The following is an 11,982-nucleotide window of genomic DNA, read 5'->3' on the forward strand; positions in this document are numbered from 1 at the left end:
TTGGACGACTATTTCCGCGCCTTCGAGGACCGCCGCCCGCCCGAGCCGGTGCCCTATTCCCCCGCGCGTGAACTGCTGTGGCAGTTTCTGGCAGTGGTCACGCTGGTCACAGGGGCCTGGTATCTGTTGTGGCGCTGGCAGCATTCGCTGAACCCCGATGCGATGTGGTTCGCCCTGCCGCTGGTTCTGGCCGAAAGCCTGGCCTATTTCGGGCTGATCCTGTTCGTGATCAATTTGTGGAAGGATCAGCCGGTCGTCCTGCCCGAGCCTCCCGCCCTGCTGGGCGACACCACGCCGGATTCGCCCGAGGCCGGGCGGCCCATCGCGGTGGACATTTTCATCGCCACCTACAACGAAGACCCCGAGCTGGTGCGGCTGGGGATCATCGACAGCAAGGCCATCACGTACCCCCATCCCATCGACATCCGCATCCATGTGCTGGACGATGGCCGCCGCCCCGAGATGCGCGCCGTCTGCGAGGACGAAGGGGTGAATTACATCACCCGCAGCACGAACGAAGGCTACAAGGCCGGCAACCTTCGCAACGCGATGGAGGTCACCTCGGGCGATTTCATCGTGATCTGCGATGCCGATACCCGGCCCTTCTCCACCATCCTGCGCCATACGCTGGGGCATTTCCGCGATCCGCGCATGGCCTGGGTGCAGACGCCGCAATGGTTCTATGACCTGCCCGCGGGCACCAGACTGCCCGTGAAGCTGGGGCGTGCTCTGGGTGCGCCCGGCCGCTGGCTTGGCCGCGGGATCGAGGCGGTGGTGGGTGAGGTGACACTGGGGCAGGACCCGTTCGTGAACGATCCGCAGATGTTCTACGACATCATCCTGCGGCGCAGGAACTGGGCCAATGCGGCCTTCTGCTGCGGCGCGGGTTCGGTCCACCGGCGCGAAGCGGTGATGGAAGCCGCGCTGCGCAGCTTTGGCCGTCAGGTGGAACGCCGGGTGATCGCCGCGGAAGAGGATTACACCGTCACCAGCCGCGAACGCGCGGTCGCGCCCGAGCTGATGGCGGCGATGCGGACCGAGGCTGTGGTGGCCGAGGCGTTGACCCCGTACAAATTCCACGTCTCCGAAGACATCTACACCTCGATCGTGCTGCATTCCGACCGCGAGCGGGGGTGGAAATCGGTGCTGCATCCGACGATCGAAAGCCGGATGCTGTCGCCGCAGGATCTGCTGGCCTGGACGATCCAGCGGTTCAAATATGCCGGGGGCAGCCTTGATATCCTGTTCCACGACAACCCGATCTTCCGCAAGGGCCTGACACTGCCGCAAAAGCTGATGTATGGCTCGACCTTCTGGTCCTATCTGGGCTCGCTCTGGAACGTGGTCTTCCTGGCCGCGCCGGTGATCTATCTGGCCACCGGAATCTCGCCGGTTTCGGCCTATTCCGACCAGTTCTTCCTGCATGCCATCCCCTTCCTGATCCTTCTGGAACTGGCCATGATGGTCGGCACATGGGGGATCGCAGGCTATGCCGCAAAGGCAAGCTATCTTGGCTTCTTTCCGCTGGGCCTGAAGGCGCTGGCAACTGTGCTGCGGGGCAAGAAGATCAGCTTCCACGTCACGCCCAAGACCCGGCAGGCCAGCGCCTTCCTGTCGCTGGTACGACCCCAGATCGCCGTCGTGGTGCTGACCGCGGGCGCGGGTCTCTGGGCAGTCTTTGCGCTCTGGCAGGGCCTTGGTCACTACAGCACCGTCGGCGTCGTGACCAACCTCTTGTGGGGCCTGAACAATTGCCTTGCCATGGCCGGCATGATCGCCGCCGCCGTCTGGCAACCCGATACCCCGCCCGACACCCAGAACAAGGCAGATTCCTGATGGCGACCTTCCGGCAAAACCTCGTGCGGGCCCGCAGCCATATCGTGATGGTTCTGGCCCTGGCCTGCGGTCTGGCGCTGGTCTTCTGGCTGGAAGGGCTGGAGCTCCGCAAGGCGCTGCCTGAGGATCCGCTGCTTGGCCTGACCGCGGTCGAACCGCTGCCCCTTGCCCAGCCCCGCCCCCTGACGGATGAGGAACGGACGGCAGCCACCATCGCCTGGCGCTATTTCGAGAACAACATCGACCCCGACACCGGCTTGCTCGGCTCGGTCGATGGCTATCCCTCCACCACCATGTGGGAGATGGGCACCTTCTTCGTGGCCGTCACCGCGGCCGAGCGGCTGGACCTGATCACCAAGGATCAGGCCATGGCCCGTTTTACGCTGGCGCTGGACAGTCTGTCCAAGATCCGGCTGCTGGAGGAAGGGCTGCCCAACAAAGCCTATGACATCCGCACGCTGGAGCTGGTGGATTACCAGAACAAGCCCAGCGAACGCGGTCTCGGCTGGTCGACACTGGACATCGGGCGGCTTCTGTCGGGCCTTTCCATCGCCGAACATGCCCATCCGGAACTGGCGCCGCGGATCACCAGCCTGCTGTCCGGCTGGAACCTGAAGCGGGCCCACAAGCTGGGCGAGCTGAACGGCGCCAATATCACCGATGGCGTTCTGAGCGAGCATCAGGAGGGCCGGATCGGCTATGAACAATATGCGGCCAAGGCCTTCCTGGCCTTTGGCGTCGACACCACGCGCGCGCTGGATGTGACAGGTCATCTGGCCGTCTATGACGTGGGCGGCGTCATGGTGCCGGTCGATGCGCGGTTGAACCGCGGCTTTTCGCCCGCCATGACCACCAGCGAACCCTATGTTCTGGACGGGATCGAATTCGGCTTTGACTGGCGCTCGCAGATCTTTGCCTCGCAGGTCTATCGGGCACAGGAAAAGCGCTATGCCGATACCGGCAAGCTGACCGCCGTCAGCGAGGGTCATATCAATGTGCCCCCCTATTTTGCCTATGCCTCGGTCTGGGGCGGCGGCCAGCCCTGGGCGGTGATGTCCTTCTCCGGCGAACGGATCGACAGCCGGCGCACCCTTTCAACCAAGGCTGCCTTCGGCTGGGATGCGCTTTTTGCCACGCCCTACACCGCCCGTCTGGTCGCCGCCGTCTCGGACCTGAACGAACCCGACCGCGGCTGGCAGGAGGGACGCTATGAGATCGACGGTGCGGTCAACACCTCGATCACCGCCAATACCAACGGGATCATCCTGACGGCGCTGGCCGTCCGGGCCGGCGGCCCCATGCTGCAGATCGGAAAATAAGCGATGCGCGGGCGGGTTGCGGCGGTCCTTCTGTCTGTACTGGCCGGGGTCCCACCCCTGTCGGCCGAGGTCGCCCCCGCGCCCGCCAAGATCGCCTGCCCGCCCACCAGCCCGCTGGACCCGCTGCCCGACACGCGCGACACTGTCATCGGCCAGGCCAGCGTCACGACCGCTCGGTTTCCGGGTGCATGGCAGCAGGGGCTGGCCGGCAAGGCGGGCTATGACTTCCGGCTGTTCGTGAACGGCTCGGGTTCTCTGGGCGCCGACCCGCATATGATGACATGGCGGGTCGATTTCGACTGTGACCTTGCCAAGGGAACGTGCAGCTACCGCTCCATTCAGAGCCCGCCTGCCGATGCGATGGCCGTGGCAAAGGCACTGGGGGAATGCCTGACGCACAAGCCACCCAAACCCAAGGAAACGCCAGAGGCACCCAAGGACGGTGCTGCCAAGCCCGATCCCAAAAAGCCCGATGGGGAAAAACCGGGGGCCGCCAAGCCTGCGGTCGAGAAACCCGCAGCGGAAAAACCCGCCACGCCCGCCCCGGCCAAACCACCCGCAGCGACAGCAGAGGCTCCGGCGAAACCCGCGGACCCGAAAGCAGGCGGCACCGCGCCGCCCGCATCGGAAAAGCCTGCACCGGCCACGCCGCCCGCCGCAGCCTCTGCACCGGCCGCGCCTGCAAAACCGGCTGAGCCCGCAAAGTCACCCGCCAAACCCGCGGACCCGAAAGCAGGCGGCACCGCACCACCCGCATCGGAAAAACCTGCACCGGCCAAGCCGCCCGCCGGAACAGCGACTGTTTCGGAACCAGCCCATACGGAATCGGGCGCGTCGCCCCAACCTGCGACCGGGAAACCTGCTGCGCCGCCACCCGCCAGCCCGGCCCCGGACGCGGCGGCAAAGCCTGCCCATACCCCAGCCGCCTCAGGCGATCCCGCTGCGGCCGGCAAGACGGTTCCAGACAAGAAGCCTGCGACGGGCGCTCCGGCGGGGCCTGCCGAACCCCGGCCCGCGGCCATGTCGCTGTTTCAGGACCTTCCCCCGCTCTGCCTCAGTCTGCGGCCTTGGCCCGGCCTGCCTTTTGCTGAATTGCTGGCTGGTGTCCCTGCCAATGCGCTGAGCAATGTTGCGGCGCCGCTTCACCTGGTGCTGCCCGTTCGTCTGGGGGATTGTCCGGTCGCGGGGTCGCCCCAACCATCGTCACAGGCGGGACAGAGCTGCTACGCCGATCATCTGCCGGCAGAGCCTGCTGGCAGCCGGACACAGCGCCTGCTGCTGCTCTATGGCCTTGATCCCGGCCCGATCGACGGCACCTTCGGCCCGCGCACCCGAACCGCTGTGCTCTGGGCGCTCGGCGAGGCTTCGAACAAGATGGCGCCCGACGAAATCAACGCCCGCCTGCGCGACCTTGTTTGCCGCAAGGCGCAAGCGGCCACCCCGTGACATTGCCGTGATGACCCGGCCGCCCGCAACCGGACTGCGGACGGGTTGGATCGGGAGCAAAACCGGAAAAGGCAGCAGGCGGGCGCGTCAGCCGCCTTCGATCCGCTGCGGCCTGGCGCCGAACAGGACAAGTTTGTCCGGCTCTGACGCAAACCAGGCATAGCTGCCCCAGGCCAGACCACTGACGGTTTTGCGAAAGGCCTGCGACGCCCGGTCGAGATAGGCCGTCACGAATGCGACATGCTGGGGCGCGAAACCAGCCCCTTCGGCAATATGCAGAAGTGCGGTTTTCCGGGCATCATTCACCGGCCCATCCGTGTGCACCACCTCGACAAAGATCAGAAGCGGGTGCTGCGGTCCAAGATCGACCAGCACGATATCGGGCAGGCTCTTGTCGGCGGGAATCGTCAGGCCGATCGCTTTCGCCAGCTCGTCATCCCGCGCGACAACCTTGTTGCCGCTCTCGCTCAGGGCGATGACGCCGGGCCGTTCCAGAAACCTGGGCGCGAAACCCTCGATCACGGCTTTTGACAGATCCGCGCTCGGCCCGGCCGCCATGCGCCGGGTCTCACCATTGGGGAAGGTCACCAGCTGAAAGGCCCCGCCTCCGGCCGCGCCTTTGCGAACGATGGCGATCCGCGCAAGCGCACCGGCATTCAGATGCTTTTCTCGCCAGGCCGCCGCTTTGGCGACGAAGGTGACCTCATCCATATCGGGGGCCAGCAGCGCGGCAAACTCTCCCTGCAACGCATAGCGCCCGGCCGGTGAGGTGGTGGCAAGACCAGCCCGTTCGATCACGGCGCCATTCTGGATCAGGGCATAACGGATCGTGTCATCCCGGATGGATTCGCGGGTGTTGACCGCATACCAGCGGCCCGGAACATCGGCCTTTCCGGGCCGGACCGAGACGGCCGCCCAGGCATCGCGCGCCTCTTCACCGGTTTGCCCGGCCTGCTCCTCGGTCATCCGCGTGACCTGATCAGGGCGGATCCACCGCCCCGCCCCTTCGACCGCCCCGGCGTAAAGCATCACGAAGATGGTCTTTGCGGCGATTTCCCAGATCGAATGCTCGCGGTTCGCCGAGCCTTCGGGGAATATTTCCGGAAGACGCGCATGGATCTCATTCCAGGGCAGCATGGCAGGCCATGTCATGCGTCGAACCCATATAGGTTGCGCAGAGCCTTCTCGATTGCCGCACGTGCCGCACCCCCGGCGACCAGCGTTTCGACCTGCATGATGGCAGACAGTGGCGGCAGCGGGACGGCCTCAAGCTCGAATGCAGAGACGGCGACGCTTCCGCTGATGCAGCGGAAAATCTGATCGACCACATCACTGTTCAGCACGGCCGCCACGGTTGCCGGTGTGACCTTCGGTTCACCAATCGCGCGCACCATGTTCAGGTGGTTTTCAACGACCACCCCGCCATGTGCGTCAATGAAGGACTGTGGCAGTTCTGCCGCGATCAGACGGCGCAATTGCTCCTTGGCGGTCGTGCGTTGCACAAGGACGCAGGGCTGGTCGACGACAAGCCAGCCGTCCCCGGGCTCTGTCCTGAAATAGGGCGCATGGTTCTTTTTCTCCGCACGGAATACGAAACGGCCATCCGCCGTCACCGCCTCGGCCCAGATCAGCGGATGCAAGCCCTTCGCCCCACGGCCGCGCAGCTGTGACTTGAAGCGGTTCCAGACAAGCGGGCCGGTGGAAACGCCATAGCCCCAGTCGGCCAGCCGGGCCGTCATGCCTTCGGCAGCCGATATCAATCTTGCATGGGCGGGCTCCCGTGGGACGAGCCAAGGTGCACCGGCATCCCCCGGCAGGCCAACCGTCCCGTTCCTGACCGGCCGCGCCTCGCGCTCGCTCTCGACATCAAGATGGTGGACCTGAAAACGCCCGGGCTTCCCCCCCTTGCGGTAAAGGGCAAGCAGCGTCTCTTGCAGCACATCCTCGAAGACGCCGCGCCGCGCATGAACAAAGTCGATTGCGACCGGCGGCGCCTCGGCAGCCAGAAGCCGGCGCAAGGCGGTGTAATACTGGCCACCCAGAACACTGGTCGGGGTCAGATAGGCGATCAGCCCGCCTGCGCGCGTCCATCGCAACGCGATATCGGTGAAAACCCCGTAAAGATTGGCATGTCCGTAAAGACCCCGCGCATAGCGGCTGCGCTGCGCCGGCGTCAGCGTCACCCGCCCATAGGGCGGGTTGCCGATCACAAGATCGAACTGCGGGCCGGGCGTCTCTTCCAGCGTGTCGCACACTTTGACGATGACAGGCACCATCCGGCCGCTGGCGGCACTCAGGTCAGAAAGCATGATCTCCAGAGCGGCCTGCGACAGCCCCGCCGCATGGGGATCCAGCTCAAAGCCCGAGAGACGGGCACCGATCTGCGCCAGGATGAAGGCCGGCTCGCTGCCGTCAAGCGCCTGCCGCATGCGCAGCGCCGCTTCCAGCAGGAAGGCACCGCCGCCGCTTGCCGGATCCAGCACACGCGCCGAGGACCAGTCCAATCCGCCCTCATCCGCCAATTGAAGCAGCCGCTGCGCCAGGGCCGGCGGCGTATAGAAGGCGCCAAGGGCGCTCCGCTCCCGGCCCGGCAGCAGCGCCGTGTAAAGGCTGGTCAGAAAATGGCACCCTTCCAGCACGGGAAGCGCGGCAGCCTCCTGCCCGATCGACTGCGCGAGTTGGTGGGTGGTGGCATCAAGCGCACCCTGCAAAGCCGCAAACGGTCTGCTCAGGATCAGTCCGGGCGCAGCTTCGGCGGCATAGGCCTCCATCGCCGTGCGCGCAAACAAGGCAGCCTGGCCGGTGTGGCGGCTCTCCACAATCGTTCTTGACCAGGCGCGCGCCATGACGCGGGCCCGAGAGAGTTCGGCCCGTTTGGCATCCAGCCTAGCCGCGACTTCGGCAGGGGCAGCGGCATCTGATTTGGCTGACGATTTCATGCCGCCCGGCCCTTCTCTGCATCCAGCGGCCTGTCCGGCAACGACCGGCCTACCCGTAGACGGGCCAGTTCTGCAGACGAAACCCGCTTGCGGTCAAGCGGCCCTTCGCGCTGATCCGTGGAGGCGGGGCCTGCCGTGGTCCGCCCGGCCGTCAGCGCCCGCGCACATTCGGGAAGGGCATCCATAAGCCGGAACACAAGGCCGCCATCCGCCGTCGGCGCATCGGTGTTTTCTGTCAGGGATTGAAAGCTGCAACCGCGCGCCGCAAGACCCCGCATCACCTTGATCACATGCGGCATCGAGCGCCCAGGCCGATCAAGCTTCCGCTCCACCCGCACATCCGATGCGCCACAACGGGCAAGGGCATCCTGACCTCCGGACTGCCGGCCAAGTGCGCCGGACATGCGACCCTCAAGGCTCCGCCCACAGCCGGCATGCCTCAACGCGCGCCGCCGCAGATCGCGGGTCCTATCCCCTGCCGATGCCCGTGCATAACCCCATGTCATATCGCAGTTCTGGGACAGAGTGTTCGGACACGCAAGCATTTGCTTTCTTTATGTTCATGAAATGTCCCACAAAGAACGCCACAGGGCAGGATGCCGGAAACCCCTTGACCACGGCCGGGTCCCGGGCCCCGGGAGGATCAGACCCACGATCTGCGGGCGGGCACGGCTCCGCCGTATCGGCCCGGTCGAAACCATCCTGCAAAGGGGGAAGGGTTGCGCCTGACGGGGTGCCGAGATCCTAGATACGGTTTGAGGTTGGCACCATCGACCGCAGTTCCGTGCGCGACCCGGGTCCCTGCTCCTTCATATAATAACCGGCCGGCCCGGAGACCGCTTCCGGGCCGGCAGCACCCCGGCGCCGTTCAGAACCGCCGGGGCGGAGGAGACAAGCAGCCCGCTCCTTATGGGGCTTCAGCCACGGGCAGCAGCTTTGGACTGGTAGCCTTCCAGCGCAGACAGCAACCCCTGCCCCACCGGCAGATCCGCCCGGGCGCACAGCTCATCCCAGACAGCGGCAAAGGGCAGATCCTTCGCTTCTTCGGTCAAGATCAGCCGCGCGGTATGGTCCAGCGCCGCCTCGGCTGCCTTCAGCCGGGCCTGCGGCAGCAAGAACGCGCGCAGAAGCGCCTTCTGCATGTTGCGCACCCCGATGACCCAAGCCGCGGTGCGGCTGATCGTGGCATCGAAAAAGTCCAGCCCGATACTGGTCTTTGGCAGCAGGTCCGCAAAGACCAGTTCCTGCGCCAGCGCCAAGAGATCATCATTCAGCAGGACCACATGGTCGCTGTCCCACCGCATCGGGCGGCTGACATGCAGCAGGATATGCTCCAGCGACAGCGCCACCGCCGACAGTTTGTCCGCCACGCTTTCGGTCGGGTGGAAATGCCCCATATCCAGACACAGGGCCGTGCCCTTGCGGATGGCATAGCCCATGTAGAATTCATGACTGCCCACGGTCATGGCCTCGACCCCGATGCCGAACAGCTTTGATTCCACCGCGTCGATCAGCTGCGCCTTGGGCAGCGGTGCGGCAAATACCGCATCCAAAGAGGTTTCCAGCCGCCGCCGCGCCGCCATCCGGTCCACCGGAATATCCTTGGACCCGTCCGGCACCCAGTTGTTGATCACGCAGGGACTGCCCAGTTCCGTCCCCATCCGGGCGCCGATCTCGCGGCAGCGGCGGCCATGTTCGATCCAGAAATCGCGGATGCCCTTGTCCGGGTGGGACAGGGTCAGGTTGTCATCGGCATTGCGATGGGCAAAGAAGGTGGGGTTGAAATCCAGCCCCAGACCCTGATCTTTCGCCCAATCCACCCAAGGGGCGAAATGCCGGTATTCGATGGCATCGCGGTCCGGCGTTTCGTCCGTGTCCAGATAGAAGGCATGCAGGTTCAGCCGGTGCTTGCCCGGGATCAGCCCATAGGCGAATTCCAGATCGGCCCTCAGTTCATCGGGGGTGCGGGCACGGCCGGGATGGTTACCTGTGGCCTGAATGCCGCCCCCCGCGCTGCCGGATTTCTTCTCGAACCCGCCGACATCATCGCCCTGCCAGCAATGGACCGAGATTGGCACCGCCAGCATGGCGGCGATGGCGGCTTCAGTATCAATGCCCCAGTCGGCGAATTGCGCGCGGGCGCTGTCATAGCGTGTCATGGCTGCCTCCTTAGCGCGTGAAGGCCTGAACATTGCCCGCATCCACGTTCAGGATATTCCCGGTGGATTTGGCCGAAAGATCGCTGGCGAAGAAATAGGCGCCCTCGGCAATATCCTCGGGCAGGACCGACCGTTTCAGCATGGAGCGGTTGCGATACATCTCCTCCAGCCCCTCCTTGTCGGTCTTGTAGGTGCTGGCGCGCTGGTCCAGCCATTCGCCCGACCAGATCTTGGACCCTTTCAGCACGGCATCGGGGTTCACCACATTGACGCGGATTCCCGCCTCGGCCCCTTCCAGCGCAAGGCAGCGCGCCAGATGGATTTCCGCGGCCTTGGCCGTGCAATAGGCGCTGGCGTTCGGGCTGGCGGCCAGCCCGTTTTTCGAGGCGACGAAGATCACCGACCCGCCCACGCCCTGCGCACGGAACGCCTTGAACGCCTCGCGGCTGACAAGGAAATAGCCGGTGGACAGGATGTCCATATTTTTGTTCCAGAGCGCGAGGCTGGTTTCCTCGACCGGCGCGGAAGAGGCGATCCCCGCATTCGACACCAGAATGTCGATCCCGCCGAATTCCACCGCCATCTCGGCATAGGCGCCGATGACCTGCTCCTCATCGGTGACGTTCATCTGCACCGACCGGACCACATCCTTGCCGAAGACCTTGGCCATGCCCGCCGCCACATCGGCCGCGGCGGTGCCATCGATATCGGCCAGCAGGACGCAGGCGCCTTCCTTCAGGAACCGTTCCGCCGTGGCCGAGCCTATGCCGCCCGCCCCGCCGGTGACCAGCGCCACCCGGCCCGCCAGCGCCTTGGGCTTGGGCATGCGCTGCAGCTTTGCCTCCTCCAGCAGCCAATATTCGATGTCAAAGGCCTCCTGCTCGGGCAGGCCTTGGTAAGTGCTGACCGAGGAGGCGCCGCGCATCACGTTGATCGCGTTCACATAGAACTCACCCGAAATCCGGGCGGTGGCCTTGTCCAGCGCGAAGGTGATCATGCCCACGCCCGGCACCAGCCAGACCACGGCATTCGGGTCGCGCAGCGCGGGGGAATCGGGCTTCCTGCAGCGGTCGTAATAGGCGGCGTAGTCGGTGCGGTAATCCTCGGCCGCCTTGGCCAGACCGGCAATCGTGGCGTCCAGATCGGGGTTTGCGGGGTCGAAATCCACCAGCAGCGGGCGGATCTTCGTCCGCAGGAAATGGTCCGGGCAGGAGGTGCCAAGCGGCGCCAGATCGCCCAGCATGGCAGAGCCCACAAACTCCAGCACCGCGGGCTGATCGTCGAAATGCCCCACCTTGTGCCGGTCTTTCGAGATCAGGCCCCGGATCACCGGCATCAGCCGGGCCGCCACAGCGCGCCGCTCTTCGGCGGGCAACGTGGGCCGTGCGGGCCCGCCGAACGGCGCCACACCCGTGGATTTCTCCTCCAGCCAGACGGCGGCGGTGTTGATGATTTCCAGCGTGGTCAGGTAGCAGTCCTTGGCCTCATCGGCCCAGGTGAACAGACCATGGCTTTCCAGAACCGCGCCCCGCATCTGCGGGTTTTCGGTGGCCAGCTTTTCCAGCCACAGGCCCAGTTCATAGCCCGGTTTTTTCCACGGCAGCCAGCCGATCTGGTCGCCGAAAATCTCCTGTGTCAGTTCTTTGGAGTTGACCGAAGCAGCGATGGCGATGATCGCATCCGAGTGAACGTGATCGACATGCTTCTTCGGTACATAGGCATGCAGCGGCGTGTCGATGCTGGCGGCGCGCGGGTTCAGGTTGAAGGTGCAATGCGGCAGATAGCCGACCATCTCATCCTCATGCGCCAGCCCGCGGTATTTGCCCTTCAGCGCCTGCAGCTTGTCCATGTACAGCGAGGCGAAGCCGTCCATCTTCATGGACCCGATATCCCCGCCCGAGCCCTTGACCCACAGCACCTCGACCAGATCGCCGGTCAGGGGGTCAACTTCCATCGCCTTGGCGCTGGTGTTGCCGCCGCCGTAATTCGTCACCCGCTTGTCAGACCCCAGGAGATTCGAGCGGTAGAGCAGCTTTTCCGCCTCGGTCATGGATGCGGCTTTCGCATCATCCCACAGATTCTCAAGCCGGTTTCCGGCTGCGGTCGGGGCCATCTTGTCCTCCTGATCTCACGCGGGAACGTGCCGCGCCTCCTGCCCGGAAGATGCCAGCCTGCGACGGAATGTCAATCAGTTTCGATCATATCCAATCATTATGCAGCCGCAGAATGCATTTCTGCGATTGAAAATGATTGACAGTGATCGAATACTTTCTCAGTCTGCAC

Annotated in this window: 8 protein-coding genes; 3 read left to right on the top strand and 5 right to left on the bottom strand. The window is 64.9% G+C overall.

Going from position 1 to position 11,982, the window contains the following annotated elements; all coding sequences use genetic code 11:
- Genes ACO2Q5_RS07965 through ACO2Q5_RS07975 form a run of 3 tightly spaced genes read left to right on the top strand, consistent with a single transcriptional unit; the run spans position 1 to position 4,601 of the window.
- A complete protein-coding gene (locus ACO2Q5_RS07965; RefSeq protein WP_423289692.1) occupies positions 1–1,836 on the top strand; it encodes a glycosyltransferase family 2 protein in 1,836 nt (611 codons plus the stop codon).
- Positions 1,836–3,155, top strand: coding sequence for a DUF3131 domain-containing protein (locus tag ACO2Q5_RS07970; RefSeq protein ID WP_423289694.1), 1,320 nt, complete (start codon positions 1,836–1,838; stop codon positions 3,153–3,155). The genes ACO2Q5_RS07965 and ACO2Q5_RS07970 overlap by 1 nt, the downstream gene beginning before the upstream one ends.
- A gap of 3 nt (positions 3,156–3,158) precedes the next feature.
- Positions 3,159–4,601, top strand: a complete 1,443-nt coding sequence (locus ACO2Q5_RS07975) for a hypothetical protein (RefSeq protein ID WP_423289696.1) — start codon at positions 3,159–3,161, stop codon at positions 4,599–4,601.
- A gap of 87 nt (positions 4,602–4,688) precedes the next feature.
- Here the strand turns inward: ACO2Q5_RS07975 and ACO2Q5_RS07980 are convergent, their stop codons facing one another.
- The 5 genes from ACO2Q5_RS07980 to ACO2Q5_RS08000 all read right to left on the bottom strand — a co-directional run bounded on the left by ACO2Q5_RS07980 (position 4,689) and on the right by ACO2Q5_RS08000 (position 11,812).
- The gene (locus ACO2Q5_RS07980) at positions 4,689–5,753 is read right to left on the bottom strand and encodes a BsuBI/PstI family type II restriction endonuclease (RefSeq protein WP_423289698.1); all 1,065 of its coding nucleotides are present in this window, start codon (positions 5,751–5,753) and stop codon (positions 4,689–4,691) included.
- Positions 5,750–7,390 (bottom strand): HsdM family class I SAM-dependent methyltransferase, encoded by a 1,641-nt coding sequence (locus ACO2Q5_RS07985; RefSeq protein WP_423289700.1) that lies wholly within the window; start codon positions 7,388–7,390, stop codon positions 5,750–5,752. The genes ACO2Q5_RS07980 and ACO2Q5_RS07985 overlap by 4 nt, the downstream gene beginning before the upstream one ends.
- A 146-nt stretch (positions 7,391–7,536) precedes the next feature.
- Positions 7,537–8,085, bottom strand: a complete 549-nt coding sequence (locus ACO2Q5_RS07990; RefSeq protein ID WP_423289702.1) for a recombinase family protein — start codon at positions 8,083–8,085, stop codon at positions 7,537–7,539.
- A 372-nt stretch (positions 8,086–8,457) separates the two neighbouring features.
- A complete protein-coding gene (locus tag ACO2Q5_RS07995) occupies positions 8,458–9,699 on the bottom strand; it encodes an L-rhamnose isomerase (protein ID WP_423289704.1) in 1,242 nt (413 codons plus the stop codon).
- A 10-nt stretch (positions 9,700–9,709) separates the two neighbouring features.
- The gene (locus tag ACO2Q5_RS08000; protein ID WP_423289706.1) at positions 9,710–11,812 is read right to left on the bottom strand and encodes a bifunctional rhamnulose-1-phosphate aldolase/short-chain dehydrogenase; all 2,103 of its coding nucleotides are present in this window, start codon (positions 11,810–11,812) and stop codon (positions 9,710–9,712) included.
- Positions 11,813–11,982: the final 170 nt, after the last annotated feature.

The sequence above is a fragment of the Neotabrizicola sp. VNH66 genome (assembly GCF_049445895.1).
GTDB lineage: Bacteria > Pseudomonadota > Alphaproteobacteria > Rhodobacterales > Rhodobacteraceae > Pseudogemmobacter.